Below are 25280 nucleotides of genomic sequence, written 5' to 3'. Positions count from 1 at the left end.
CTGAAAAGGGCGGGCACGCAAGCGCGCCCGCCCGAATATGCGCAGGGATTACTTAATCCAGCCGCGTTCCTTGTAGTACTTCAGAGCGCCCGGATGGATCGGAGCCGAGAGACCGGCGGTGACCATTTCCTCGGGCTTCAGATGCGCGAAGGCCGGGTGCAGCTTCTTGAACTCGTCGAAGTTGTCGAAGACCGACTTCACCAGCGCATAGACGACATCATCGGGCTCGTCGGCCGAGGTCACGAGGGTCGCACGCACGCCGAAAGTCTTCGTGTCGTCGGGGTTGCCGCGATACATGCCGCCGGGGATCGTCGCGGTGGCGTAGTACGGGTTGTCGGCGACCAGCTTGTCGACCGCGTCGCCCGTGACGTTCACGAGGTTCGCGTCACAGGAGGTGGTCGCTTCCTGGATCGAACCGGAGGGGTGACCCACGGTGTAGACCATCGCGTCGATCTGGTTGTCGCAGAGCGCTTTCGACTGCTCGGCGGCCTTCAGCTCGGTCGCGAGCGCGAAGTCCGAGGTTTTCCAGCCCATCGCATCCATCAGCACTTCCATCGTGCCGCGCTGACCCGAACCGGGGTTGCCGATGTTCACGCGCTTGCCCTTGAGGTCTTGGAAGTTCTTGATGCCGCTATCGGCACGCGCGACGACGGTGAAGGGCTCGGGGTGGATCGAGAACACGGCGCGCAGCTTCTCGAACGGACCCTGATCGGAGAACTTCGAGTCGCCCTTGTAGGCATGGTACTGCCAATCCGACTGGGCGATGCCGAAGTCCAGCTCGCCCGAACGGATGGTGTTGATGTTGTAGACCGAACCGCCGGTGGACTCGACCGAGCAACGAACGCCGGTTTCCTTGTGGCTCTTGTTCATCAGGCGGCAGATCGCGCCGCCGGTCGGGTAGTAGACGCCGGTGACGCCGCCGGTCCCGATGGTGATGAAGGTCTCGTCGGCTGCGTTCGCCGCGGGCGCCATCAGCGCGCCGGCGACGGCCGCGACGGCCCCGAGTTTGAAGAACTGTTTCATGTAGTCACTCCCGTTGATCGTTTTTGGGTGTCGGTTCAGTGGTACGGTCCGCCTCGGTCAGCGTGCATAGACTTCGTCGAGAAGCCTGTTGCGCCGTTCGACCTCGGCGATCCGTTCGGTTGCGCGGGGTCCCGCGCGCTTCGCCACCAGCGCCAGAATTGCTTCGAGCAAGAACAGCGTGGCGACGTAACTCGTGTAGAAATGCGGGCTGTCGGTGGGCACGATGAAGGTCTCATCGGCCGCGTGCAGCGCCGGACAGCTGCGGCTGTCGGTAATCAGCGTGACATGGGCGCCCTGTTCATGGGCATGGATCGCGCTGCGGATGGTGGAGCGCGCGAAGGGCGGCTTGGTGATCACCAGAACCGCGTCGCGCTCGTCGAGTCCGGCGAGCGTCGCGCCCAGCGACGAGCCCGCGCGGGCGCCCAGCTCCCAGTTGTCGCCTAGGAAATTGGCGATATAGGCGGTGTATTCCGCAATCCCCGTCGAACCTAGCGCGCCCAGCAGCACCACCCGGCGGGCGGCGGCGATCTTGTCGGCCACGGCCTCGAGCCGTCCCGGTTCGATCGCGGCGGTCAGGGCCGCGATATTGTCCTGCGTGGCCGCGGCATACCGGTTGAGGAAGCTGTCCTGCGGATCGGCAGCGTCCTTCTGCAGCCGGTCGGCGCGGTCCGCGAAGGGTGAAACACGGCGACCGATCTGGTCGCGCATGGTCTCGCGCAGCTCTTCGAAATTCTCGTATTCGAGCGCATGGGCGAGGCGGGTGAAGGTCGCGGGCGCAAGGTTCGACTCGCTCGCCAGCATACGCAGCGAGCGCGTGGCGATGCTCACCGGGTTGTCCGCGATATAGTCGCCCGCCTCACGCAAACGCGTGGAGAGGCTGCCATATTGCGCAGCCAATCGCTGTTCGAAACTGCCGGACAATGCTCCTCCCCAGGTTCCATCACCAGTTATCGCGTCGCGGTGACCGTTTCATTTGTTTCATATATTGTCAATGCGTAAAACATATGTTTCATGGGGTGGTCAGCGACCCTCACGCAATCTTGTCCCGAAGGAGGGACCGATATGAGCCATGTATTCCCGCGCCACACGAAGTCCACTGCGCCCTTGGCAGTAAAGGGCGACGGTATCTACATCCTCGACTCCGAGGGCAAGCGGTATCTCGATGGCTCGGGCGGTGCGGCCGTGTCCTGTCTCGGTCACTCTGACGCGGACGTGATTGCCGCGATCAAGGATCAGATCGACAATATCGCCTTCGCGCATACCGGTTTCTTCTCCTCCGAACCCGCCGAGCGGCTTGCCGATCGCCTCATCGCTCACGCGCCGGGGAGCTTGGATCGCGTCTACTTCACATCCGGGGGATCGGAGGCGGTGGAAGGCGCGCTCAAGATGGCGCGGCAATATTTCGTCGAGAAGGGCGAGCCGAGCCGGTCGCATTTCATCGCGCGCCGCCAGTCCTATCACGGCAACACGCTGGGCGCGCTGGCCGCTGGCGGCAATGCGTGGCGCCGCGAGAAGTTCAACCCGCTGCTGATCGATGTGAGCCACATCGCGCCCGTGCATGAATACCGCTGGCGCGAGGACGGCGAGACCGCCGAGGAATACGGTCTGCGCGTCGCCAACGAGCTGGAGGCCGAAATTCAGCGTCTCGGTGCGGAGAACGTGATCGGCTTCATCGCCGAGCCGGTCGTGGGCGCCACGATGGGCGCGGTGCCGCCGGTAAAGGGCTATTTCAAGCGTATCCGCGAAATCTGCGATCAATACGGCATCCTGCTGATCCTCGACGAGGTGATGTGCGGGATGGGCCGGACCGGAACGTTGTTCGCCTGCGAGCAGGACGGGATCGCGCCCGATATCGTCACCATCGCGAAGGGGCTCGGCGCGGGCTATCAGCCCATCGGGGCGGCGATCTGCACGTCCGAGATTTATGACGCCTTCGTCAACGGCTCGGGCTTCTTCCAGCACGGACATACCTATATCGGCCACCCGACCGCGACCGCCGCGGGCGATGCCGTGGTCAAGAAGCTGACCGAGGGTGGCATGGTCGCGCGGGCGGCGCAGCAGGGCGAAGTGCTCGACGCGGCTTTGCGCGAGGCGTTCGGCCAGCATCCCCATATTGGCGACATCCGTGGGCGCGGCATGTTCAGCGGGCTGGAAATCGTGGCCGACCGCGCCACGAAAGAGCCGATGGATCCGGCGAAGGCCGTCAACAAGAAGCTCAAGGCTGCGGCTTTCGAGGCGGGGCTCGTCTGCTACCCGATGGGCGGCACGATCGACGGCCAGCGCGGCGACCACATCCTGCTCGCGCCGCCCTTCATTATCACCGAAGACCAGATCGGCGAATTGGTGGACAAGCTCGGCACCGCGATCCGCGAGGTTCTCGGGTGAGCCTGCCGCGTATCATGGTCGCGCCGAACGGGGCGACCAAGACCAAGACCGACCATCCGGCGCTGCCGGTCTCGCTCGACGAAATCACGCAGACTGCGCTCGCCTGCCGCGACGCCGGGGCAGGGGCGCTGCATCTGCACCTGCGCGACGATGCGGGCGGGCACCTGCTCGATAGTGGAGCCTATGCCGAGGCGTTGGCCCATCTGCGTCCGCGCTTGGGCGACATGGCGATCCAGATCACCACCGAGGCCGCGGGGCGCTACGCGCCGGGCCACCAGCGCTACGTCGCTCTGAACTCGGGCGCTCATATGGTCTCTGTCTCGGCGCGCGAGATGCTGCGCGATCATGAATTGCTGGCGATGAAGTTCTACGAGGAGGCGGCAGAGCGCGGGATCGCGATCCAACATATCCTCTATTCCCGCGAGGATGCCGAGGCGCTGGCGCGCGTTCTGCCCGACCGTTTGCTGCGCGATCCGGCACTGCAACTGATCTTCGTAATGGGCCGTTATGTCGCGGGGCAAGTCTCGACGCCTGAGATGCTCGACCCGTTCCTCGACTGGATGCAAGCCGAGGCGATCACCCCCGACTGGGCGATGTGTGCCTTCGGCCGGGGCGAGACCGCCTGCCTGAGAAACGCGCTCGCCAAGGGGGGCAAGGCGCGGGTCGGGTTCGAGAATTCGCTGGTGATGGAAGACGGGACGACCGCGCCCGACAACGCCGCGCGTGTGGCCGAGATCGCAGCTCTTTAGTCGAGCGTCGAATGCCCTTTCTCGGGGCAGTCGGCGAGGTCGGAGCGCTCCTCGTCGGGCAATTGCCGGGCGATCTCACGCAAGGCGCTGCGCAGCCCTTCCTCCATCACCGGATGATAGAAGGGCATCGCCAGCATGTCGTAGGTGCTCATCTCCGACTGGATCGCGAGGCCGAAGAGATGCGCGAAATGCTCGCCCTCGGGCAGCGCCATCTCGCAGCCCAGGAGCTTGCCGCTTCCCGGCTCGGCATAGATGCGGATCAGGCCATGCGCCTCTTCGGCCAGCCGGGCGCGCGATTGCGTCGCGAAATTGGCGTGTCCGATCAAGATGTCCTTCCCCTCCAGATCCGCGAAGCTCTGCCCGACACGCACCGCGTTGGGCGCGCAGAAGGCGATGGCCATCGAGGCCCGGCGGCGATAGCGGCGTGGGCTTTCGGCCAAGGCGTTGCGCCCCGCGATATGCCCCTCGTCCGCGGCTTCGTGCAGGATCGGGCGGATCGCGTTTGCGTCGCCCGCCATGAAGACCGGCAGATCGCCGATCTGCGTGGAAGAGGCGTCGACCTCGGGCATCCCGTGATCGTCGAGCGGCACGCCGAGCGTCTCTAGCCCGAGCCCCGCGATATTGGGGCGGCGTCCCATCGCGGCGAGCACGGCGTCGGCCTCGAATTCTGCGCCGCCTGCGCCTTTCACGATCAAACTGCCCGCATTGCCCTCGGAAATCTCAGCCGGGGCACCCAGATGCAGCGGCAGTTCCGCCGCGATGGCGTCGCGCAGGAGTGCAGTGACTTCCGGGTCGGTCATGCCAGCCACGCTTTCCAACGCATCGAAGCCCGCGACCTCGATACCCATCCGCGCCATCGCCTGTGCGAGTTCCACGCCGATCGCGCCCATGCCGATCATCGCGATCCGCTTGGGCAGGTCGTCGCGGTCGAACAGCGTGTCGGTGGTAAAGATACGATCGCCGAAGGTTTTCCACGGCCCCGGCAGCACTGGCGACGAACCGGTCGCGAGGATGATCGCATCGGCGGTCACTTCCCCGTGTCCCTCGATCTCGATCCGGTTCGGCCCGAGGAGCCTCGCGCGGCCCGAGATCGCCTTTTCGCCGAGTTTCTCGGGCACCGCGCGCGGCGATTTGGTGAAGTCGTCGCGCATCCGTTTCATTCGGGCCATCACGTCGGGCACGCGGATGCGCAGCGTCTCGGCGCCGGAAACCCCGAAGGCCTCGAAATCGTGGCGACGGTGGAAGGCGTTGGCGGCTTCGATCAGCGCCTTGGAAGGCATGCAGCCGCTTTCGGCGCAGGTCGTGCCCCAATGGCCGTCATTGATGATGAGGAAGTCATCTGTCGCATGGCGCACCTCGCGCAAGGCGGACAACCCGGCCGAGCCGGAGCCGATTATGACGACGCGCGCATGTTGTGACATGAAACCTCCGGTGAACTGTCGCGAACCGAACCGCCTAGCGAGCTATACGTTCCAAGCCTTTGCGCGGTAAAGTCTGCACCTGAGCTGGCACCCGCAGGCGGCGCATCGCCACGATCTGCCCCAACGCGCGATGCGGTGCGATGGTGCGGAAGATGTCGCGGATCATCCGCGCGTCGGCGGCGACACCGGCGCGCCAGTTGCCAAGCTTTGCGGATTTCATCGGGCTGTCGACGCCGGGCCACGCGACGACGGCGATCCGGGCGCGCGCGCCGATCCACAGGCGGTTCATGAACACCTCCAGCCCGAAGCGGGGAAGGGCGTTGAGAGCCTCCAGTCGTGTGCCCAGCATCTCGCGCGGGATCACACGCTCGCCCGAGATGTAATCGAGGCCGATCACCCGCCAGATGCGCGGAGCGTTGCGGCGCAGGCTGATCGTGACATCGGCCTCCCCATTCGCCACCGGCGCGATCAGCGCGCCCAGATCGGAATGGGTCAGCCCCAGCAGATCGCTGTCGAGCAGCATCAGGTGAGTGCCCGCGGCTTCTGCGATCCCCGCGGCCACGGCCGCCGTCTTGCCTCCGTTCTGTGTCTGGCGCAGCACCCGCAGATGCGGATGGGCGGCGCGATACCCCTCGGCGATTTCGGCGGTGCCGTCGCTCGAGCCGTCGTCGATCACGATCACCTCGGCGATCTGCGGATGGCCCAGCACGCGCTCCAGCACCGCGCCGATCCGCGGGGCCTCGTTATAGGCGGGCAGAATGCAGCTGATCTTCGTCATGAGTGCGACCTCTTGCGGCGATAGAACCAGATCGTGGCGCCGAGCGCGATCACGACGAGCAGGATCAGCGAGCCCGTCGACAGCCAGCTGTCGATCTTGCCGATATGCGAGCCGAGCCAATAGCCGAGTGCCACGAATGCCAGCGATTTCGGGATCGTGGCGATCAGATTGGTCAGCATGAACACCCAGAAATTCATCCGCGCGACCCCGGCTGCGACCAGCACCGGCGCGCCAGCCGAATGGGTCAGCTTGCCGAAGACCAGCGTCTTGATCCCCTTGCTCTGGAAGTGCCGCGCCGCGCTCACGAGCCGCGCGCGGCTCAGGCCCAGCCTGTCGCGCCATTTCTTGGGCATCCGGTTCAGCCCCCATCGGCCAAGCGAATAGAGCCCCAGATCGCCGACGAGATCGGCAAGGATCACGATGATCGCAACCGACCAGACGGAGAACAGGTTCTGGCTGGCAAGCCACGCCGCGATCACGGTCACGATCGGCCCTTCGAGTACCGCAATCGGCGCGATTACGGCCAAGCCGTGTTTCGCCATCAATGCGGAGATCGTCTCCAAGCCGAACATAAGGTTACTCCGTGACGGGGGTGTCGCGGCGCGCCACGTCCCGATGGGTCATGTCATTGCCGCGCCACGTGAAATCGCGCCCGAACCATGTCATCAGCCAAAGCGCGGGCAGCATCGCGTCGCGGATCGCGAACCCTGCGATGTCGCGCGCGGAGGCGGGCCAGCCCGCGATCCGCGCCAGCAGCACCTCGGCACCGTACCACAGCGCAACCAGAAGCGGCAGCGCGATCCAAGGCATCGCGCCCAAAGCGGCGAGGGCAAGCGCGGCGAGGAAGGGCAGGAAAGGGCCCTGCGCGATCTCTGCGGCGAAGATCACCACGAAGCCGTCGCGACGCACCTTGGACCAGCGCAGCTGGCGGTCCCAGACCGTGCGAGCCGCGCGCCTCCCGATCGGTTGCGCGAAGAGGTGCCGCGTCAGCCGCACCTTCAGCCCCTGCCGGCGCACGAGTTTCGTAGAGGCCACGTCCTCGGCCATGTTGCGCCCGAGCGCCGCGAAGCCGCCGCCTGCCATCAGGATGTCGCGCCGCCAGAACAGCGATTTGCCCTGTGCGAAGCCCAGGCCGATCATGTCGGCCGCCACCTGCCAGCGCGCCTGATTGGTGTTGAGGAACGCTGCCTCGACGGCGCCCCATAGATTGCCTGGACGCTCGGCCACCGGCGGAGCGGAGACCAGCCCCGTGCCGGGCCGCCATTCCGCCACCAACCGTTTCAGATAATCGCGCGGCAAAAGCAGATTGCTATCGGCCATCGCGAGCCACTCAGCGTCGGTCGCGGACAGCCCCTTGTGCAGGTTGTTCAGCTTCGGATTGCCCGACACCGCGTCGAGCCCGGTCAGAAGCCGCGCGCGCACATGCGGGTTCTCTTCGATCAGGCGACGGACCAGCGCGCAGGCCGGGTCGTGCTCGGACGGCGCGCAGAAGATCACCTCGTAATCCGGATAGTCGAGTTCGAAGGACGAGCCCAGCGTCTCCGCGTCGAACGGGTCGACCCCGCAGACCGGGCGCATCAGCGCGATGAAAGGCAGGTCGTCGGGCACCGGCTTCGGTGGTCGGGATTCGCGCCACGCGGTCATCGCGGCGCTGAGAAGATGCGCCGTTAGAGTGATGCCCAGAAGGGCTGCAAGGAAGAGCAGAACGATCGTCATGCACGAACCTTTGCGACGGCGGGGCGGGTGCCGGTCTCGGTGACCGCAGCGGGCTCCGCGCCCCATTGAAGAAGTTGCAATGCGCCTGAACTATCCTCGGCCAAGGCGGTCAGGCTGTCCACCCAGTCGCCGCAATTCGCGTAGGTCATTCCGCCGACCTCGCGCAGCGCGGGCTTGTGCGAGTGGCCGCAGATGATCCCGTCGACCCCGGCCTCGGAAGCCAGCGCGATCAGCCGATGCTCGTAACCCGAGCCACGTGCGATCAGGTGGTTAATCCCCTCGATCGCGAGCTGGATCAACGTGCGCTCCGTCTCGGAAACGTCACGGCGGCGGCGCAACCAGGCATCGATGCCGCGGAACAGCGCGTCCATCCGGCTTCCGAAACGGGTCATCGCGTGCCAGCGCAGGATGCGCGCATCGCATTGATCGCCATGCACGATAAGGTAGCGCTGCCCGTCCGCGCCGACATGGAGTGCCGTCTCGGCCAGCTCAAAGCTGAGGAAGTTCATACCCGGCGAGCGTAGTGCCGCATCGTGATTGCCGGGCAGGTAGACGATACGCGTTCCGGCCTCGGCATGGGCTTCGAGGGTCTCGATGATCTCGGCATGGATATCCCCCCACTGCACGGGGCCACCATGCCAGAGGTCGAGGATATCGCCGACGAGGTAGATCGCGTCGGCCCGGACGCTTTGCAGAAAGTCGAGTATCGGGCCGGGGCTGCACCCGCGCGAGCCAAGGTGAAAATCCGAGAGGAAGAGGCTGCGGTAGTGGTGCTTGTTGTGATGGCGCGATCGGCTCATGTCACATCTCCGGTGGATCTGCGGGGAGAGGCAGGCACCCGGCGCCTGCGCAGAGAAGCGATGCGGAGACAGTCCGGAAAATGGCAGACTGCAATTTATGGGCCATAGGATCCTTCCGCTCTTTGCTGCGCTGCCCATCGCCTTCCGACGTGACATCGATGTGACGGCTACGTGAACCTGTTATGTCACCTAGAGGCAGCTGTGCGGTGATCAACCATAAGGGTGTGAAATACCAAGCAACTTCCGGTGAGCGCACGATATCTTGCGGTTTGTTTCACCCGAAAGCATAGTGGTCGCGGTGACGAGGATTGGCGAAGGAGAACGCGATGGCAGGATATCTGACCACCCATGTGCTCGACACGGCGCGGGGATGCCCGGCGGACGGGCTCAAGATCACGCTCTTCGCTCTCAACGGAGACGATCGTGAGGTGCTGGCCGAGATGGTGACGAATGCCGACGGGCGCACCGACTCGCCGATCCTGCCGGCGGAGCGGTTTCGCACCGGGCAGTTCGAACTGGTCTTCGCTGCGGGGGATTATCTGCGGGCGAGCGGGCAGGGAGCGGAAGAGCCGCTGTTCCTCGACGATATCCCGATCCGCTTCGGGATGAATGATGCCGGGGCGCATTACCACGTGCCGCTGCTGCTCTCGCCCTACGGCTACTCAACCTATCGCGGCAGCTGAGCCCGGGGCGTCCATCTGCTCGTGATTTGAGCATCCGGACAAAAATCAGGCGGTTCCGCCGCGCCATCGCTTGCGCTCGGCCGTGGCTTCGGAAACTCTGGGCGCAAAACGAGGGACGACGGATGGATTACACTTTTTTTCTGGAATGGGTGCAGTTCGCGGTGCGCTGGCTGCACGTGATCACCGCGATTGCGTGGATCGGGTCGTCCTTCTATTTCATCGCGCTCGATCTGGGGCTGGTGCCCGAACCCGGCGCGCCTGAAGGGGTGCATGGGGCGGCGTGGCAGGTCCATGGCGGCGGCTTCTACCACATCCAGAAATATCTCGTGGCCCCGGCGCAGATGCCCGACCGTCTGACCTGGTTCAAATGGGAAAGCTACATGACGTGGCTTTCGGGCTTCGCGATGCTGGTGGTGCTCTACTGGACGCAGGCGCAGTTCTATCTGATTGATCCGCGGGTGATGGAGCTGCCGGTCTGGGGGGCAATTCTGATCTCGATCGGCTCGCTCGCGCTCGGCTGGCTCCTTTACGACCTGATCTGCAAATCGCGCTTCGGCGAAAACAATACCCGGCTCATGCTCGGCCTCTACGTCATTCTCGTCGCGATGGCCTGGGGCTATACGCAGGTCTTCTCGGGTCGCGCGGCGCTGCTGCATCTGGGGGCCTTCACCGCGACGATCATGACCGCAAACGTGTTCCTGATCATCATTCCGAACCAGAAGATCGTAGTGGCCGACCTCGTGGCGGGGCGCACGCCCGATCCGAAATACGGCAAGATCGCCAAGCAGCGTTCGACCCATAACAATTACCTGACGCTGCCGGTCATCTTCCTGATGTTGTCGAACCACTATCCGCTGGCTTTCGCGAGCGCCTATAACTGGCTTATCGCCTCCCTGGTGTTCCTGATGGGGGTGACGATCCGGCACTTCTTCAACACGCACCACGCCCATAAGGGTAAGCCGTGGTGGACCTGGGGCGCCACCGCGGCGTTGTTTATTGCGATCGTATGGCTGTCCTCGATCCCGAAGGCGGATGCCGGGGCGGACACCGAGGACAGCGCCATGTTGACGCCTTTCGAGCAGCGCTTCGCGGCGGCGCCCGGCTTCGACGAAGTGAGCGGTATCGTAATGGGGCGCTGTTCGATGTGTCATGCGAGCGAGCCCGGCTATGAAGGGATTGGCCATGCGCCCAAGAATATCAAGCTCGAGACGCCCCGCGAAATCGCCGCCGCCGCGCGGCAAATCTACGTGCAAGCCGGGCTGACCGACGCGATGCCGCCTGCGAATTTGAGCTATATGGAGCCGCAGGAGCGCGCCGCCATCCGGGCTTGGTTCCGAGCGGGCGAGGCCGGGACGCAAGCGGCAGGTCCAACGGATCGGGCCGAGGCCGGAATCGCGGTTCCCCATCCCGACGCGTCGTGATCGCTGCCGCATATCGGCGGGTTCAGGGATCATAGTGATGAGCTAGAAATCCTCCCAATCGTCATCCGTGGGCGGCGGCGGCAAAGCCAAGGCAGTATTGCCTGACACGCTGATAGGCGAAGCAGCATCGCGCGGGGCCGATTTCGGCGGCGCGGAGGCAATGCGCTCCGATTTCTCGGGCGCACGTCGCGGCGCCACAGCAGGTTTGTCCGCAGAGTCGACACGACTGAGGCTGGCACCCGATGCCTCGCCAAGTTTGAATTGTCCCATCGCCTCGCCGAGTTCCACGGCCTCGCGTTCGAGGACCTGGCTAGCGGCGAGGGCCTCTTCGAACATGGCGGCGTTGTGCTGGGTAACCTGATCGAGCTGCGTGACGGCGGAATTGATTTCCGTCAGGCCCGCGCTTTGCTCCTGCGTAGCATTCGCGCTGTCCGCGACATAGGCGAGAAGATCGGAAACGGAGGACTGGATGCCCCCGAGCGCATCGCCCGCTTGGCCCACCAAGCCGACGCCGCGTTTCACCTGTGCTGAGGAGTTCGCGATCAACTCGGCGATCTCGCGTGCAGCGTCAGAGGAGCGCTGCGCGAGCGCACGCACTTCCGACGCGACGACCGCGAAGCCTCGTCCGGCTTCGCCAGCGCGCGCGGCCTCCACCCCGGCGTTCAGAGCGAGCAGGTTGGTCTGAAAGGCGATCTCGTCGATGACGCTGGTGATCCGGCTGATCTGCTCCGAGCTTTGTTCGATTTCCGACATCGCCTGCACGGCTTCGGAAACGACTTGGCCGCTTTCTTCCGCGCTGCGCCGGGCGGTCTCGACAAGGTCATTCGCGCGGCCGGCGGCCTGGGCGGCCGCCTCGACCGAGGCGGTGATCTCGTTGAGCGCGGCGGCGGTCTCCTCGAGCGTGGCGGCCTGCCGTTCGGTGCGCCGCGCCATGTCATCGGAGTTTGACGAAATTTGCCGCGCCTCAGTGCGGATCGATCCGGCGTTGTCGAGCACCTTTCGCATCGCGTCGCGCAAATCGCTGATCGCGCTGTTGAAGTCGTCACGCAATGTCTTGGAATCGCCTTCGAATTCAGCGGTGATCTCGGCCATGAGATCCCCGGCGGAGAGCCCGGCCAAGGCCGATTTCAGGGTCTCGACAATGTGTTGTTGGGCGGCTTGCATCGCGTCGCGTTCTTTCCGGCGGGCGTCAGCCTCCAAATGCTGCTGGGTGCGGTCGCTCGCGAGCACGGTGAACATGACCATCGTGCCGTCCGAATCGAGGATCGGGTTGACCGAGCCTTCGAGCCAGGCCTGGCGGCCGTCGGCACAGCGCAGCATCAGCATACCCGCGAATGGCTGCGGATCGCGCCGGAGAATTTCGCAGACCGGCGTGCCCTCGAAGGTAATCTGGCCGGCTACGGACATCCCGGCCATATCTTCGCGGGGCGCGCCGTAGACTTCGGCAAACGCGTGATTGAGCGTGTCGATCGTTACATCGGGACGTAGGTCCACGCGCAGGAGGTTGGCGTCGATCGCAGAGATCAGCGAGGCATTGCGCCGTTCTTCCGTGGTGTTGCGCCATTGAGAGACATGGCCGATCTTTTCGCCCGCCTCGTCGGTCACTGGGCTGACGAGACAGAGAAGCGATCCGGCGCGCATTCGGCCTTCGAGGGTGAGGGTGTCGCGTGCCCCGCCGTCGAGCGCTGCGGCCGCGGTCGTCCCCGCTGGCAAAATCTGGTCCGCGCGGGTTCCGACAAGCTTATCGGGGTCGAAACTCGGGTTGTAGGATCGGATTTCTGGCGCGAAGGGGCGCAGCAGATCCGAAGCGGCCTCGTTGGCGAAGGTGATGACGTGATCGTTGCCGGTGAGAATGATCGCGACCGAGGCGCTTTCGAGTGCGGCGCTGTGGACCCGCGCTGCGCGGTTGCGCGATTCGGCGATCGCAAGCTCGGACGCGAAGGTTTGCAGCGCGCGGGCGATCGCGCCGATTTCGTCGTGGCGCTTGGTGGCGGGGATTTCGGCATCGAGCTGCCCCGCGACTACGGAGCGCATCGCCTGCGTCACGCGGGTGAGCGGGCGCGCGATAAGCCAGCGTACGCCGAGCATCGCGCCGCCGAGAATGCCCACAAAAATCAAGGCCGTGAAAGCGAGGTTGCGTATCATGTCCTCGGCAGCGCGCGCGATGGCGGGTGCCGGGCTCCATCGCAGTGCGAGCACGGCGAGCGGGTCGTCTTGCGGGGAAATGCGCAGGGGAATTGCTTCGCTCAGCCCGTCTGCCGATTTCTTCAGGCCCTGCGCCTCAATCGCGTTTTGCGCAAGCGTGACCAAGGCTGGGTCGGCCTCGCCCGCCTTAGCCAGAACGTCGCCGCGCAAGTTGAGCACCAGCGCGGACTGACCGGCGCCGTCGGAGCCCGCGAGCACCGCTTTGACCTCATGAGACGCGTCTGCGATCCGTCCCGTGATCAGCGCATCCGTTACCGAATCACCGAGCATAGGCAGGATCTGGTCGAGCTGCGTCCTCGCGGCCTCGTTGGCGCGGCGATGGTTCGAATTGATCGTGAGCAACGTCATCAGCGCCGCGAACATGATGCCGACGATCGCGATCAGGGCCAGCAATTTGACCATCACGGTGTGCCAGGCGCTTGCACCAGCCTCGGATTTGGACATCTCCGCCTCTTTTTCCACACGGGGGCATTCCCGCAAAATCGCGGACACGCTACGTCCATCCCCTTTCGATGCCCTTAACGCGGACCTGCTGCAGGTCAGCATTTGCGCCGCAAGCGCATTTTCCCCGCAGTCAGTGCCCTTGAAGGTCCCCGATGCGGTCACTAAGACTTCTGTAAAGATCACACGCTATGAAGAGCGTCGAACGACCAGGAAGGGCCGAGATGAAAGATCCCCACGAGTTTTACATGAACACGCTGGTGCCGATGGTGGTCGAGCAGACCTCGCGCGGCGAGCGTGCCTACGACATCTACTCGCGCCTGCTGAAGGAGCGCATCATCTTCCTGTCGGGCCCGGTCCATGACGGCATGTCGACGCTGATCTGCGCGCAGCTTCTGTTCCTCGAGGCCGAGAACCCGAAGAAAGAGATCGCGATGTACATCAACTCGCCGGGCGGCGTGGTGACGAGCGGTCTGTCGATCTACGACACGATGCAATACATCAAACCCAAGGTCTCGACGCTGGTGATCGGGCAGGCGGCCTCGATGGGCTCGCTGCTGCTGACCGCGGGCGAAAAGGGGATGCGCTTCTCGCTGCCCAACAGCCGTGTCATGGTCCACCAGCCCTCGGGCGGCTACCAGGGGCAGGCGACCGACATCATGATCCACGCCCGCGAGACCGAGAAGCTCAAGCGTCGCCTGAACGAAATCTACGTCAAGCATACCGGCAACGACTACGAGACCGTCGAAGCCGCGCTCGAGCGCGACAACTTCATGTCCGCCGAGGCCGCGAAGGAGTGGGGCCTGATCGACGAGATCCTTGAAAGCCGGGTCAGCGACGACGGAGAAAAGTGATCCTCCCGCTTAACTTCGGGACGATTTTGACATTGAGGTGACGGTTGGCCTGTCCTAGTCTTGAAGGGACAGGCCAATTCACGAAGCCCGGGGCGGCCCGGGCAGCAGAGGTAAGAGATGGCGAACTCGAACGGCTCCGACAGCAAGAACACGCTTTATTGCTCGTTCTGCGGCAAAAGCCAGCATGAGGTCCGCAAGCTGATCGCGGGTCCGACCGTGTTCATTTGCGACGAATGCGTCGAGCTGTGCATGGACATCATCCGCGAGGAGACGAAATCGGCCGGGCTGAAATCCACCGAAGGCGTGCCGACCCCGCGCGATATCTGCCAGGTGCTCGACGATTACGTGATCGGCCAGGAACATGCCAAGCGCGTGCTCTCGGTCGCGGTGCACAACCACTACAAGCGTCTCAACCACGGCACGAAGACCGACATCGAACTGGCGAAGTCGAACATCCTGCTGATCGGCCCGACGGGCTGCGGCAAGACACTTCTCGCCCAGACGCTGGCGCGCATCCTTGATGTGCCCTTCACGATGGCCGACGCGACGACCCTGACCGAAGCCGGTTATGTGGGCGAGGATGTCGAGAATATCATACTCAAGCTGCTGCAGGCGTCGGAATACAACGTCGAGCGGGCGCAGCGCGGCATCGTCTATATCGACGAGGTCGACAAGATCACCCGCAAGTCGGACAACCCGTCGATAACGCGCGACGTGTCGGGCGAGGGTGTGCAGCAAGCGTTGCTGAAGATCATGGAGGGCACCGTGGCCTCCGTGCCGCCGCAGGGCGGGCGCAAGCATCCGCAGCAGGAATTCCTGCAGGTCGACACGACGAACATCCTGTTCATCTGCGGCGGCGCCTTCGCGGGTCTCGACCGGATCATCGCGCAGCGGGGCAAGGGCTCGGCGATGGGCTTCGGCGCGGACGTAAAGGATAGCGAAGACCGCAATATCGGTGAGCTGTTCAAGGAGCTCGAGCCCGAGGATCTGCTGAAATTCGGCCTGATCCCGGAATTCGTCGGTCGTCTGCCGGTCATCGCGACGCTGACCGATCTCGACGCCGAGGCGCTGGTGACCATCCTGACCGAGCCGAAAAACGCGCTGGTGAAGCAGTACCAGCGTCTCTTCGAGATCGAGGGTGTGTCGCTGACCTTTACCGACGATGCGCTGACCGCCATCGCCAAGAAGGCAATCGAGCGGAAGACAGGTGCACGCGGCCTGCGGTCGATCATGGAAGACATCCTGCTCGACACGATGTTCGAACTGCCGGGCATGGAAGAGGTCGAAGAGGTCGTGGTCAACGAAGAGGCCGTGACCCAGAGCGACGCAAAACCGCTGCTGATCTATGCCGAAGCCAAGAAGGAAGGCAAATCGGCGAGCTGATCGCGACGTAAGCAACGATTCAACAAGGGGCGAGCTTCGGTTCGCCCCTTTGTTTTGCGACATGATTCTTCTCGTGCGGAAGGGTTTGCGCTAGTCCTTGGCGCATTCCCCTCGCAGAAGGGCAAGGACATGAGGCAGAGCTTTGCGCCGCTCGCAGCGGGGCAGAACAACAATCTCAACCTGATCCGCCTGATCGCAGCGTCCTGCGTGCTCGTGTCGCATGCTTGGCCGATCAGCCTCGGACCGGGAGCGCTGGAACCGCTCGAGGCCGCGACCGGCTTCAGCCTCGGTGCGCTTGCGGTATTCGTGTTCTTCGCGATTTCGGGCTTCCTGATCTCGGCGAGCTTCGAGCGTTCCAGCAGCCCATGGCGCTATGTCCGCGCCCGCGTGGCGCGGATTTACCCCGGGTTGATCGTCTCGATCTCGCTGGTCACCTTCGTCATCGGGCCGATTTTCAGCCGACTGTCCCCGGCCGACTACCTCGCCTCGGTCGAGACATGGCTGGCGTGGCTCGGCAATGTGAGTCTCGTCCGGCTCGATTACAATCTGCCTGGTGTTTTCGAGGGCAATCCCTATCCGACGGTTCAGGGCTCGCTGTGGACGCTGCCGGTCGAGATACGGCTCTACGTGGTCGTCGCACTGCTCGGCGTGCTTGGCTTGATGCGCAAGCCGCTCCTGCTGATGACCGCGGTTCTAGTAGGTCTAGCGGGCCTCAGCCAAGCCCCCGCATTCGATTTTCCCGGAGCCTATGCGCTTCGCTCGCTCTGGTATCCGGGGCTGCCCTTTTTCCTCGGCATGGGGGCCTACCTGATGCGTGCGCGCATCCCGGCCTCGCCGGTGGTAGCCCTTCCCCTCGCGGTTCTGGCGGCTATCAGTATGCACGGCCCTCTGGCGTATCCGTCGATGGCACTCGCTGTCTCCTACGCAACGCTCTGGCTGGCGGGGCTGCCTTCGGGAAGGTTGCGCGAGTTCAATCGGGTGGGCGACTACTCCTACGGTATCTATATCTACGCTTTCCCTGTGCAGGGGATGGTCGTGGCGCTCTTGGGCGAGATGGGCCCGCTTTCCAATATCGCCCTCGCAACGCCGATCACCGTCGCGCTCGCGATGCTGTCGTGGCACTGGGTCGAGCGTCCGGCGATGAAAATCCTTCGCCGCGGGCAGATTCCGCAGGCAAATTCCGCTTCGCAGGCGCCTTGAGCCCGCACGGGTACTGGACCTCGACGCCCCAGCGGATATAACAGGCGGGACGCATTGCGGAGGTTGCCCCATGAAGTTTCTGCTTCGAATTCTCACCTGGTGGAACGGCTCGACCGTCGGCACGCAGCTTTTCACCGCGCGCAAGGGCGTGAAAGTTGGCGAGGACGAGCAAGGCAACATCTATTACCGCACCAAGGACGCCAAGCGCCGCTGGGTGATCTATAACGGCGAGAGCGAAGCGAGCCGTATTCCTCCGGACTGGCATGGCTGGATCCACTTCACCTATGACGAGCCGCCGACCGACAAACCGCTGGCCCATAAGCCATGGGAAAAGCCGCATGAGCAGAACCACACCGGCACCGAAGCGGCCTATGTGCCGCCGGGGTCGATTCGCCTCGCGCACCCGGTCGAGCGCCGCGATTACGAGGCTTGGCAGCCCGAGTAAGGCCACCGCGCTATGAGCGAAAACCGCACCGAGATCATTACCGGCGCGATCGTGCTGGTCGTGGCACTGGGCTTTTTGCTCTGGGCGGGGCGTGGCATGGGAATCGGGGCCGATGGTGGTTCCTATCCGCTGCATGCCTCCTTCCGGTCGATCGGGGGCGTCGTGCCCGGCACCGATGTGCGACTTGCGGGCGTGAAGGTTGGGACGGTGACGGATGTCGCGCTGAACCCCAAGACGTTCTTCGCCGACACCACGATCTCGGTGAAGAAGGGCGTTGCGCTGCCCGAGGATACGGTGATCGCGGTGACGCAAGACGGGCTCTTGGGCGCGAACTATATCGAACTGATCCCCGGCGGAGCGATCGACGATCTCAAGCCGGGTGATGAAATTCTCGACACGCAGAGCGCGGTCTCGATGCTGAACCTGATGCTGAAATTCGCAGGTGGCGGCAGTGGCGACGGCGCAGGGGAGGGGGCGCAATGATCCGCGCTTTGGTTTTGATCGCAGCACTCGTTCCAGGGCTCGCTGTCGCACAGGACTTCACGCAAACGACGCCGGACGACCAGATCCCGCAGGATGAGCCCGCGAAAGGGCTGGCTGACGGTACGGGCGCGATGCTGCGCGGGCTCGACAAGGTGTCGGGCATCGCCTCGGACATCAATCTGAATGTCGGGCAGAGCGTGAAATACGGGTTCATCACGGTAACGCTACGCGAATGCCGCTACCCGGCCGACGATCCGTCCTCCGATGCCTATGCCTATGTGACGGTAACCGAAGAGGACAAGCCACAGCCCGATTTCGCAGGCTGGATGATTGCTTCGAGCCCGGCGCTCTCGGCACTCGATCACCCGCGTTACGACGTCTGGGTCATCCGATGCAAAAGTGACTGAGGCGCGGGGATCGCGCCTGAGGTGAAGTCGCACTCTCGGGGCAGCGCCTGCGCGAGCCGCGCGCGATATTCGTTTCGGGTCACCTCGACCGCGCCCATCGAAGCCAGATGCGGCGTGATGTATTGCGTATCGAGCAAGCTGAACCCCGTCTGACGCAGCCGGTCCACCAGGTAGGCGAGCGCCACTTTCGAGGCATTGGGACGGCGCGAGAACATGCTCTCTCCGAAGAACGCTCCGCCAAGGGTGATCCCGAAGATGCCGCCCGCGAGTCTCCCATCCTGCCAGACCTCCAGGCTATGCGCGAAGCCTGCGGCGTGGAGCTGATCGTAGAGCGCGAAGAGCGGTCCGTTGATCCATGTCTCGTCGCGGTCGGCACAGCCTTCGACCACGCCGCGAAACGCGGCATTTGTCGAAATACTGTAATCCCCGCGCCGGATGACTTTCGCGAGAGAGCGCGAAATGTGGAATTTGTCCAAGGGGACGATCCCGCGCAAGGCTGGGTCGAACCAGTGAAGCTGCGGATTGCCGCGGCTTTCAGCCATCGGGAAGATGCCCTGCGCATATCCGGCGAGAAGTAGTTCCGCGCTCAGTCTGTCCGTCATTGTCTTGCCCGGTTTTCCCGTTACGCCTAGGCTCGCCAACAAGATGAACCAGAGCGGGGCCGAGCGCAAATATGGGTTTCTACGATTTCCTCCCCGAGATCGATCGATATGCCGAGGATCCCGGTACGGTGGAGCGGATGAACCTGCGCCACAAGATGATCATCAAGCCGCTCGAGCAGGAGATCGCGGGCAAGCGTGTGCTCGATCTGGCGGCGCATGATGGTCGCTGGGCCTATGCCTTCGCCGCTGCGGGAGCCTCGGAAGTGGTGGGAATCGAAGGGCGGCAGGAGCTGATCGACCGCTTCGAGCAGTTCCCCCGCGCGCATCTGCGCGAGAAGGTGAAGCTGATCTGCGACGACATCTTCGACGGAATGCAGAAGCTGATCGACGCGGGCGAGCGCTTCGACGTGGTCGGTGTTCTCGGCATTCTCTACCACGTCATGGACCATTTCCGGTTGTTCCAGCTGGTGCGCCAGCTGGGGCCCGAACTGGTAATCGTGGACAGCGAATTCGCACAGCGCCCGGGGCCGATCATTCTGCTGATGCGCGAGCGCACCGATAACGAGCTGAACTCGATCCCGCAGATCGACGGGCAGGAGAAAGCGTTGATCGGAATTCCATCCTTCCCGGCGATGACCGCAATGGCAGATGTGCTCGATTACGACTGCCATTGGCTCGACTGGGAGCAGATCGGACAAGGCCAACGCAGCCATATCGGCGATTACTATCGCCCCAAGGATAAAGAGAAAAAGCGCGGCACCTGCCTGCTGACCCCGAAATGAAAAACGCCCCCGAAACCGGGGGCGTTTTCGTCAATGTCGACCCGCTCAGAGGTTTTTCTCGAGCCATTTCTCGAGCCAGTGGATCGAGTAGTTGCCGCTCTGGATGTCGGGCTCTTGCAGGAGCGCGTTGAACAACGGAACGGTCGTATCCACCCCGTCCACGATCAGCTCGCCAAGCGCGCGATGCAGGCGCTGCAGCGCCTCGTGGCGGTCGCGGCCATGCACGATCAGCTTCGCGATGAGGCTGTCGTAATAGGGCGGGATCGAATAGCCGTCATAAAGCGCGCTATCCATCCGCACGCCAAGGCCGCCCGGCGCGTGGTAATGGGTGATCTTGCCGGGGCAGGGCGCGAAGTTCGGCAGTTTCTCGGCATTGATCCGCACTTCGATCGCGTGACCCCGGATCGAGAGCTTGTCCTGATCGAACTCCATCGGCTCGCCGGCGGCGACCTTGATCTGCTGACGCACAAGATCGACGCCGAAGATCGCCTCGGTCACCGGGTGTTCGACCTGAAGGCGGGTGTTCATCTCGATGAAATAGAACTCGCCATCCTCGTAGAGGAACTCGATCGTGCCCGCACCGGAATAGCCCATCTCACCGATCGCGTTGGCGCAGATGCTGCCGATGCGGGCACGCTCTTCTGGCGTGATCGACGGGCCGGGGGCCTCTTCGAGCACCTTCTGGTGGCGGCGCTGGAGAGAGCAGTCGCGCTCGCCCAGATGGACGCCGCGGCCCTTGCCGTCGCCGAAGACCTGCACTTCGATATGGCGCGGCTTCTGAAGGTATTTCTCGATATAGACTTCGTCATTGCCGAAGGCGGCTTTCGCCTCGGAACGCGCGGTGCGGAACGCGACCTCAAGTTCTTCTTCGGATCTCGCGACCTTCATCCCGCGACCGCCGCCGCCGGCGGTGGCCTTGATGATGACCGGATAGCCCATATCGGCCGCGATCTGCTTCGCGGATTCGGTATCGGGAACACCGCCCGCCGAGCCCGGAACGACCGGAATGCCAAGATTTTTCGCGGTTTCCTTCGCGGTGATCTTGTCGCCCATGATGCGAATATGGGCGGCGGACGGGCCGATGAAGGTAATGCCGTGATCCTCGAGCACCTGCACGAAGGCGGCATTCTCGGACAGGAACCCGTAGCCCGGGTGGATCGCCTGAGCGCCGGTGATTTCGCAGGCCGCGACGATGGCGGGCACCGAAAGGTAGGATTGGCTCGAGGAGTTCGGGCCGATGCAGACCGATTCATCGGCCATGCGCACATGCATCGCGTCCGAATCCGCCGTCGAATGGACCGCGACCGAGGCGATCCCCATCTCGCGGCAGGCACGGATCACGCGCAGCGCGATCTCGCCCCGGTTGGCGATCAGGATCTTGTCGAACATACCGGCCCCCTTATTCGACGATCATCAGGGTCGAGCCATATTCGACCGGCTGACCGTCATCGACGAGGATGCGCTTCACGGTGCCCGACTTCGGGGCGGGGATATGGTTCATGGTTTTCATCGCCTCGACGATCATCAGCGTCTGGCCTTCCTTGACCTGGTCGCCGACCTTCACGAAGGCCGATGCGCCCGGCTCGGGCGAGAGATAGGCGGTGCCTACCATGGGCGAGGCCACGGCGCCGGGGTGATCGGCGGGGTCTTCGACGGGCGCGGATTGCTCTGCGGCCGCGGGTTGGGCAGCCGGGGCAGCAACGGGTGCCGGAGCGGGGGCTGCTGCGGGGGCAGGGGCGGCAGCGTGCACGATATTGGTCTGTTTCGACACCCGCACTTTCAGGCTGTCATCTTGCGCGTAATCGCGGGTCACGGCGATTTCGGTCAGCTCGTTCGCATTGAGCAGTTCGGCAAGGGCCTGAATGAAGGCCACGTCGTTGTCACGGGTATTTTTGGTCATGCGGTCCTCGAAGGGTGCTTTGAAATGGAGCCCATTCTGCGGGGCTCTTTGATGCTGAGGGCGGTTATACGCGAGGTAACGCGCGGTGAAAAGGCGCATCGGCCGTCCGGTTGTCAGGGGGTCGCGATCTCGTGATTGCCCGGTATTTGAGCATGCGTGGGGTAGAAACTGCTCAACAACCGGGCAATCGGACGGGAAATTGGCGGCCCGCCGCGCTGCGGCATATTTTACCACTTGATAAAATTCAATCCTGTGCGAGCGTAGGGAACAAGAAAAACTGACAGGGAGCCCGCAAGTGTCCAATAGCCAGCTCACCGAAGGGATCGCGCCAGCACGGCTCGACCCGGAAAGCTACTGCACCAATTTCGCCGATCACGCGCCGCCACTTGGGGCGCAAGAGGCCCGCATCGCGGCCGATCGCTGCTATTTCTGCTATGATGCGCCATGCATGGAGGCGTGCCCGACCGCGATCGACATCCCTCTGTTCATCCGGCAGATCTCGACCGGAACACCGGAAGCCGCAGCGAAGACGATCTTCGATCAGAACATCATGGGCGGTATGTGCGCCCGCGTCTGCCCGACGGAAAATCTCTGCGAAGGGTCCTGCGTTCGCATGGAGTCGGAGGGCGAGCCGGTCGAGATCGGCGCGCTGCAGCGCTACGCGACCGATACGCTGATGGCCAAGCAAAGCCACCCCTACACTCGCGCCGCGAGCACGGGCAAATCGGTCGCCGTCGTGGGCGCCGGGCCCGCAGGTCTCGCCTGTGCGCACCGTCTCGCGATGAAGGGCCACGAGGTCACCGTCTATGACGCGCGCTCGAAGCCAGGCGGCCTCAATGAATACGGTATCGCGAGCTACAAGACGCCGGGCGGGTTCGCGCAGGCGGAAGTTGACTGGCTGCTGCAGATCGGCGGCATCACCGTGGTCGAAAACTGGCAATTGGGCCGCGCCGGTGACGGCGATCTGGTCGAGCTGCTGGGCGATTTCGACGCTGTTTTCCTCGGGATGGGCCTGTCGGGCGTGAACGCGCTGCGCCTCGATGGCGAAGACAAGGACGGTATCCGCCCCGCGACCGAGTTCATCGCGGAGTTGCGTCAGGCCTCCGATTTGGCCGAACTGCCGATCGGGCGCGATGTGGTCGTGATCGGCGGCGGCATGACGGCGGTCGACGCCGCAGTGCAGTCGAAGCTGCTGGGTGCGCTCAACGTGACCCTCGTCTACCGTCGTTCGCGCGCCGAGATGCCCGCCAGCACGGTCGAGCAGGAGCACGCGCTGACCCATGGCGTGAACATCATCGAGAACGCCGCCCCCATCGCCATCCACGGCAACGGCGCGGTGCGTCAGGTCGAGTTTGCCTATACGAAGAAGGGCCCCGACGGTCTCGAGATGACCGACGCGACCTTCAAACTGCCCGCCGATCAGGTCTTCAAGGCGATCGGTCAGACGCTGGGCGACATGCCTCCGAAGATCGAGGTCGCGGGCGGCAAGATCAAGGTGGACGGCGCAGGCCGCACCTCGGTCGAACGGGTCTGGGCGGGGGGCGATTGCACCCATGCCGGCGAAGACCTGACCGTGACGGCGGTCGCGCAGGGGCGCGATGCAGCTGAAGAAATCCACCAATTCCTGATGGAGGGCTAAGAGATGGCCGATCTGACTTCTGAATTCATCGGTATCAAATCCCCCAATCCGTTCTGGCTCGCTTCCGCGCCGCCGACGGACAAGGAATACAATGTCCGCCGTGCCTTCGAAGCCGGTTGGGGTGGGGTCGTGTGGAAGACGCTGGGCTCGGAAGGTCCGCCAGTCGTCAACGTCAACGGCCCGCGTTATGGCGCGATCTACGGCGCGGATCGCCGTCTGCTCGGTCTCAACAATATCGAGCTGATCACCGACCGTCCGCTGCAGACAAACCTGCGCGAAATCAAGGCGGTGAAGCAGGACTACCCGGACCGCGCGATCATCGTCTCGCTGATGGTGCCCTGCGACGAGGAAAGCTGGAAGGCGATCCTGCCGCTGGTCGAGGAAACCGGCGCCGACGGGATCGAGCTGAACTTCGGTTGCCCGCATGGCATGGCCGAGCGCGGCATGGGGTCGGCTGTCGGTCAGGTCCCCGAATATATCGAGATGGTCACCCGCTGGTGTAAGCAATATTGCAGCCTGCCGGTGATCGTGAAGCTCACGCCGAACATCACCGATATCCGTCGCCCGGCGGAAGCCGCGAAGCGCGGTGGGGCCGATGCGGTCTCGCTGATCAACACGATCAATTCGATCACCTCGGTCGATCTGGACGACTTCGCGCCGGAGCCCACCATTGACGGCAAAGGCACCCATGGCGGCTATTGCGGTCCGGCGGTGAAGCCGATCGCGCTGAACATGGTGGCCGAGATCGCGCGCAATCCCGATACGGCCGGTCTGCCGATCTCGGGCATCGGTGGCGTGACCACCTGGCGCGATGCGGCAGAGTTCATGGCGCTCGGGGCTGGCAACGTGCAGGTCTGCACGGCGGCGATGACCTACGGCTTCAAAGTCGTGCAGGAGATGATTTCCGGCCTGTCGGAATACATGGATCGCAAGGGCTTTACCTCGACCTCCGAATTGGTGGGCCGCGCGGTGCCGAATGTGACCGATTGGCAGTATCTCAATCTCAACTACGTCACCAAGGCAGAGATCAATCAGGAAGATTGCATCAAATGCGGTCGCTGCTATGCCGCCTGCGAGGACACCTCGCACCAGGCGATCGCGGTGTCCGACGACCGTGTCTATTCGGTCAAGGACGAGGAATGCGTGGCCTGCAACCTCTGCGTCGAGGTCTGCCCGGTTGAGTGCATCACGATGCGCAAGATGGACAAGGGTGAGGTGGATCCACGCACTGGCGAGACGGTCGGCGATTATGCTAACTGGACGAGCCATCCCAACAACCCCTCCGCTGCGACCGCAGCCGAATAAGGGCAGGGGCTTAACGGGTCACGTCGAGGTTCGGCGCGACCTGCGGGGGCACCTGAGACCAACCCTCCTGAGGCGCGCTGTTCCGAGTATCGGGCGGCGCGTCTTTTTTCTCTGCCGTCTGTGGCGCAGTCTCCGGATGGATCTCGGCAGCGTGGTAGGTTTCGGCCTCTTTCTTCGCCGTCGATGTGTCGGCGAGCGGGGCGGTGACAATCCGTACCGGCTCAGGCTCAGGACCCTCCGGGGTTGGCATAAGATCCGGTGCCGCCCAGAGTGCTGCCGCCTGCGCTTCGAGCGGCGTGACCTCGAAGGTCGGGATCGGGCCGGTCAAGGCGTCGGGATCGGGACGCGCGCCCCCATCGCTCATGCCAATTGCGCGGGATGATTGGTTCAAATCCTCCGTGCCCCGATCCTGGCCTTCGTCTTTCGACGCATCTGCGCCGCGCGCCGCGCGCGCCTCCAAGGCCCGCACTTGCTTCGCGCGATCCTGCGACGTCTGGGTGTCTACATTCGCGCCGAGGCCGCCGTTGGTATTGGCCGCATCCGCAGGCGCCTCCACCTTGCTGGCAGGCGCTGTTTTCGGGGCCGCGACCGTCAATAGAGGCGACCACCCGATCTGAGGCATCAACCCCGAAATCCGGTCCATTCCGAGCTCCATTTT

General features: G+C 63.9%; 25 protein-coding genes. 13 read left to right on the top strand and 12 right to left on the bottom strand.

Annotation, left to right across the window (positions count from 1 at the left end):
- Nucleotides 1-48 precede the first annotated feature (48 nt).
- Both B6V75_RS05655 and B6V75_RS05650 read right to left on the bottom strand, forming a co-directional pair.
- Nucleotides 49-1023 (bottom strand): TAXI family TRAP transporter solute-binding subunit, encoded by a 975-nt coding sequence (locus B6V75_RS05655; RefSeq protein WP_075776034.1) that lies wholly within the window; start codon nt 1021-1023, stop codon nt 49-51.
- 57 nt (nt 1024-1080) lie between these two features.
- Entirely contained in the window at nt 1081-1944 is an 864-nt protein-coding gene (locus B6V75_RS05650) for a MurR/RpiR family transcriptional regulator (RefSeq protein WP_233243028.1), read from the bottom strand.
- Nucleotides 1945-2085: 141 nt separating this feature from the next.
- On the opposite strand from B6V75_RS05650, the gene B6V75_RS05645 reads away from it, so the two are divergent.
- Together B6V75_RS05645 and B6V75_RS05640 are read left to right on the top strand one after the other, a co-directional pair.
- The gene (locus B6V75_RS05645) at nt 2086-3408 is read left to right on the top strand and encodes an aspartate aminotransferase family protein (protein WP_088718977.1); all 1323 of its coding nucleotides are present in this window, start codon (nt 2086-2088) and stop codon (nt 3406-3408) included.
- Nucleotides 3405-4157, top strand: a complete 753-nt coding sequence (locus B6V75_RS05640; RefSeq protein ID WP_088718976.1) for a 3-keto-5-aminohexanoate cleavage protein — start codon at nt 3405-3407, stop codon at nt 4155-4157. The genes B6V75_RS05645 and B6V75_RS05640 overlap by 4 nt, the downstream gene beginning before the upstream one ends.
- Here B6V75_RS05640 and B6V75_RS05635 read toward each other — a convergent pair.
- The 5 genes from B6V75_RS05635 to B6V75_RS05615 are packed head-to-tail and all read right to left on the bottom strand — an operon-like array spanning nt 4154 to nt 8872.
- Nucleotides 4154-5578 carry a dihydrolipoyl dehydrogenase gene (locus B6V75_RS05635; protein WP_088718975.1) on the bottom strand — a complete coding sequence of 475 codons (1425 nt, stop codon included), beginning with the start codon at nt 5576-5578 and terminating at the stop codon, nt 4154-4156. The genes B6V75_RS05640 and B6V75_RS05635 overlap by 4 nt on opposite strands.
- A gap of 34 nt (nt 5579-5612) precedes the next feature.
- A complete protein-coding gene (locus tag B6V75_RS05630; protein ID WP_088718974.1) occupies nt 5613-6356 on the bottom strand; it encodes a glycosyltransferase family 2 protein in 744 nt (247 codons plus the stop codon).
- On the bottom strand, nt 6353-6928 hold the full coding sequence (locus tag B6V75_RS05625; protein WP_075776029.1) for a VTT domain-containing protein: 576 nt from the start codon (nt 6926-6928) through the stop codon (nt 6353-6355). Before B6V75_RS05625 ends, B6V75_RS05630 begins: the two co-directional genes overlap by 4 nt.
- 4 nt (nt 6929-6932) lie before the next feature.
- A complete protein-coding gene (locus B6V75_RS05620) occupies nt 6933-8072 on the bottom strand; it encodes a ceramide glucosyltransferase (RefSeq protein ID WP_088718973.1) in 1140 nt (379 codons plus the stop codon).
- Nucleotides 8069-8872 (bottom strand): UDP-2,3-diacylglucosamine diphosphatase, encoded by an 804-nt coding sequence (locus tag B6V75_RS05615; RefSeq protein ID WP_077701170.1) that lies wholly within the window; start codon nt 8870-8872, stop codon nt 8069-8071. The genes B6V75_RS05620 and B6V75_RS05615 overlap by 4 nt, the downstream gene beginning before the upstream one ends.
- 326 nt (nt 8873-9198) lie before the next feature.
- Here B6V75_RS05615 and uraH point away from each other — a divergent pair, with 326 nt between their 5' ends.
- Complete coding sequence (gene uraH, locus B6V75_RS05610; RefSeq protein WP_075774354.1) at nt 9199-9555, top strand: hydroxyisourate hydrolase; 357 nt, start codon at nt 9199-9201, stop codon at nt 9553-9555.
- A gap of 122 nt (nt 9556-9677) precedes the next feature.
- On the top strand, nt 9678-10976 hold the full coding sequence (locus B6V75_RS05605) for a urate hydroxylase PuuD (RefSeq protein WP_088718972.1): 1299 nt from the start codon (nt 9678-9680) through the stop codon (nt 10974-10976).
- Nucleotides 10977-11018: 42 nt separating this feature from the next.
- Here the strand turns inward: B6V75_RS05605 and B6V75_RS05600 are convergent, their stop codons facing one another.
- Nucleotides 11019-13625: a methyl-accepting chemotaxis protein gene (locus B6V75_RS05600; protein WP_168174446.1), complete on the bottom strand. Its 2607-nt coding sequence runs from the start codon at nt 13623-13625 to the stop codon at nt 11019-11021.
- 221 nt (nt 13626-13846) lie between these two features.
- Here B6V75_RS05600 and B6V75_RS05595 point away from each other — a divergent pair, with 221 nt between their 5' ends.
- From B6V75_RS05595 to B6V75_RS05570, 6 genes are all read left to right on the top strand, one after another.
- Nucleotides 13847-14476 carry an ATP-dependent Clp protease proteolytic subunit gene (locus B6V75_RS05595; RefSeq protein ID WP_075774357.1) on the top strand — a complete coding sequence of 210 codons (630 nt, stop codon included), beginning with the start codon at nt 13847-13849 and terminating at the stop codon, nt 14474-14476.
- Nucleotides 14477-14593: 117 nt separating this feature from the next.
- Nucleotides 14594-15859: an ATP-dependent Clp protease ATP-binding subunit ClpX gene (gene clpX, locus B6V75_RS05590; protein ID WP_075774358.1), complete on the top strand. Its 1266-nt coding sequence runs from the start codon at nt 14594-14596 to the stop codon at nt 15857-15859.
- A 129-nt stretch (nt 15860-15988) separates the two neighbouring features.
- Nucleotides 15989-17059, top strand: coding sequence for an acyltransferase (locus tag B6V75_RS05585; RefSeq protein ID WP_088718970.1), 1071 nt, complete (start codon nt 15989-15991; stop codon nt 17057-17059).
- Between the two features lie 70 nt (nt 17060-17129).
- Nucleotides 17130-17504: an NADH:ubiquinone oxidoreductase subunit NDUFA12 gene (locus B6V75_RS05580; RefSeq protein ID WP_075774360.1), complete on the top strand. Its 375-nt coding sequence runs from the start codon at nt 17130-17132 to the stop codon at nt 17502-17504.
- A gap of 12 nt (nt 17505-17516) precedes the next feature.
- On the top strand, nt 17517-17987 hold the full coding sequence (gene mlaD / locus B6V75_RS05575) for an outer membrane lipid asymmetry maintenance protein MlaD (protein ID WP_075774361.1): 471 nt from the start codon (nt 17517-17519) through the stop codon (nt 17985-17987).
- A complete protein-coding gene (locus tag B6V75_RS05570; protein ID WP_075774362.1) occupies nt 17984-18394 on the top strand; it encodes a DUF2155 domain-containing protein in 411 nt (136 codons plus the stop codon). The genes mlaD and B6V75_RS05570 overlap by 4 nt, the downstream gene beginning before the upstream one ends.
- On the opposite strand, the gene aat is transcribed toward B6V75_RS05570, so the two are convergent.
- Nucleotides 18358-18996: a leucyl/phenylalanyl-tRNA--protein transferase gene (gene aat / locus B6V75_RS05565; RefSeq protein WP_088718969.1), complete on the bottom strand. Its 639-nt coding sequence runs from the start codon at nt 18994-18996 to the stop codon at nt 18358-18360. The two genes, B6V75_RS05570 and aat, sit on opposite strands and share 37 nt — an antisense overlap.
- 71 nt (nt 18997-19067) lie before the next feature.
- Between aat and B6V75_RS05560 the strand changes: the two genes are divergently transcribed.
- Nucleotides 19068-19778, top strand: coding sequence for a class I SAM-dependent methyltransferase (locus B6V75_RS05560; protein WP_075774364.1), 711 nt, complete (start codon nt 19068-19070; stop codon nt 19776-19778).
- Between the two features lie 45 nt (nt 19779-19823).
- On the opposite strand, the gene accC is transcribed toward B6V75_RS05560, so the two are convergent.
- Both accC and accB read right to left on the bottom strand, forming a co-directional pair.
- Complete coding sequence (accC, locus tag B6V75_RS05555) at nt 19824-21167, bottom strand: acetyl-CoA carboxylase biotin carboxylase subunit (RefSeq protein WP_075774365.1); 1344 nt, start codon at nt 21165-21167, stop codon at nt 19824-19826.
- Between the two features lie 10 nt (nt 21168-21177).
- Nucleotides 21178-21678, bottom strand: coding sequence for an acetyl-CoA carboxylase biotin carboxyl carrier protein (gene accB / locus B6V75_RS05550; protein WP_088719397.1), 501 nt, complete (start codon nt 21676-21678; stop codon nt 21178-21180).
- Between the two features lie 295 nt (nt 21679-21973).
- On the opposite strand from accB, the gene B6V75_RS05545 reads away from it, so the two are divergent.
- The gene (locus B6V75_RS05545) at nt 21974-23317 is read left to right on the top strand and encodes an NAD(P)-dependent oxidoreductase (RefSeq protein WP_088718968.1); all 1344 of its coding nucleotides are present in this window, start codon (nt 21974-21976) and stop codon (nt 23315-23317) included.
- Between the two features lie 3 nt (nt 23318-23320).
- On the top strand, nt 23321-24622 hold the full coding sequence (gene preA / locus B6V75_RS05540) for an NAD-dependent dihydropyrimidine dehydrogenase subunit PreA (protein ID WP_075774367.1): 1302 nt from the start codon (nt 23321-23323) through the stop codon (nt 24620-24622).
- 10 nt (nt 24623-24632) lie between these two features.
- On the opposite strand, the gene B6V75_RS05535 is transcribed toward preA, so the two are convergent.
- On the bottom strand, nt 24633-25265 hold the full coding sequence (locus B6V75_RS05535) for a hypothetical protein (RefSeq protein ID WP_088718967.1): 633 nt from the start codon (nt 25263-25265) through the stop codon (nt 24633-24635).
- Nucleotides 25266-25280: the final 15 nt, after the last annotated feature.

The organism is Thioclava sp. F1Mire-8, assembly GCF_002213165.1.
Classification (GTDB): domain Bacteria; phylum Pseudomonadota; class Alphaproteobacteria; order Rhodobacterales; family Rhodobacteraceae; genus Thioclava; species Thioclava nitratireducens.
The sequence above is the reverse complement of the archived record's forward strand: the minus strand, read 5'-3'. Positions and strand labels throughout refer to the sequence as shown.

Excerpts from the sequence above, each read along its gene's own strand:
- clpX (WP_075774358.1), top strand. The coding sequence starts at position 14,594 with ATGGCGAACTCGAACGGCTCCGACAGCAAGAACACGCTTTATTGCTCG.
- B6V75_RS05585 (WP_088718970.1), top strand. The coding sequence starts at position 15,989 with ATGAGGCAGAGCTTTGCGCCGCTCGCAGCGGGGCAGAACAACAATCTC.
- B6V75_RS05560 (WP_075774364.1), top strand. The coding sequence starts at position 19,068 with ATGGGTTTCTACGATTTCCTCCCCGAGATCGATCGATATGCCGAGGAT.
- preA (WP_075774367.1), top strand. The coding sequence starts at position 23,321 with ATGGCCGATCTGACTTCTGAATTCATCGGTATCAAATCCCCCAATCCG.
- B6V75_RS05625 (WP_075776029.1), bottom strand. The coding sequence starts at position 6,928 with ATGTTCGGCTTGGAGACGATCTCCGCATTGATGGCGAAACACGGCTTG.
- B6V75_RS05630 (WP_088718974.1), bottom strand. The coding sequence starts at position 6,356 with ATGACGAAGATCAGCTGCATTCTGCCCGCCTATAACGAGGCCCCGCGG.
- B6V75_RS05600 (WP_168174446.1), bottom strand. The coding sequence starts at position 13,625 with ATGTCCAAATCCGAGGCTGGTGCAAGCGCCTGGCACACCGTGATGGTC.
- uraH (WP_075774354.1), top strand. The coding sequence starts at position 9,199 with ATGGCAGGATATCTGACCACCCATGTGCTCGACACGGCGCGGGGATGC.
- B6V75_RS05605 (WP_088718972.1), top strand. The coding sequence starts at position 9,678 with ATGGATTACACTTTTTTTCTGGAATGGGTGCAGTTCGCGGTGCGCTGG.
- B6V75_RS05595 (WP_075774357.1), top strand. The coding sequence starts at position 13,847 with ATGAAAGATCCCCACGAGTTTTACATGAACACGCTGGTGCCGATGGTG.
- accB (WP_088719397.1), bottom strand. The coding sequence starts at position 21,678 with ATGACCAAAAATACCCGTGACAACGACGTGGCCTTCATTCAGGCCCTT.
- aat (WP_088718969.1), bottom strand. The coding sequence starts at position 18,996 with ATGACGGACAGACTGAGCGCGGAACTACTTCTCGCCGGATATGCGCAG.
- accC (WP_075774365.1), bottom strand. The coding sequence starts at position 21,167 with ATGTTCGACAAGATCCTGATCGCCAACCGGGGCGAGATCGCGCTGCGC.
- B6V75_RS05645 (WP_088718977.1), top strand. The coding sequence starts at position 2,086 with ATGAGCCATGTATTCCCGCGCCACACGAAGTCCACTGCGCCCTTGGCA.
- mlaD (WP_075774361.1), top strand. The coding sequence starts at position 17,517 with ATGAGCGAAAACCGCACCGAGATCATTACCGGCGCGATCGTGCTGGTC.
- B6V75_RS05635 (WP_088718975.1), bottom strand. The coding sequence starts at position 5,578 with ATGTCACAACATGCGCGCGTCGTCATAATCGGCTCCGGCTCGGCCGGG.
- B6V75_RS05620 (WP_088718973.1), bottom strand. The coding sequence starts at position 8,072 with ATGACGATCGTTCTGCTCTTCCTTGCAGCCCTTCTGGGCATCACTCTA.
- B6V75_RS05570 (WP_075774362.1), top strand. The coding sequence starts at position 17,984 with ATGATCCGCGCTTTGGTTTTGATCGCAGCACTCGTTCCAGGGCTCGCT.
- B6V75_RS05615 (WP_077701170.1), bottom strand. The coding sequence starts at position 8,872 with ATGAGCCGATCGCGCCATCACAACAAGCACCACTACCGCAGCCTCTTC.
- B6V75_RS05655 (WP_075776034.1), bottom strand. The coding sequence starts at position 1,023 with ATGAAACAGTTCTTCAAACTCGGGGCCGTCGCGGCCGTCGCCGGCGCG.
- B6V75_RS05535 (WP_088718967.1), bottom strand. The coding sequence starts at position 25,265 with ATGGACCGGATTTCGGGGTTGATGCCTCAGATCGGGTGGTCGCCTCTA.
- B6V75_RS05580 (WP_075774360.1), top strand. The coding sequence starts at position 17,130 with ATGAAGTTTCTGCTTCGAATTCTCACCTGGTGGAACGGCTCGACCGTC.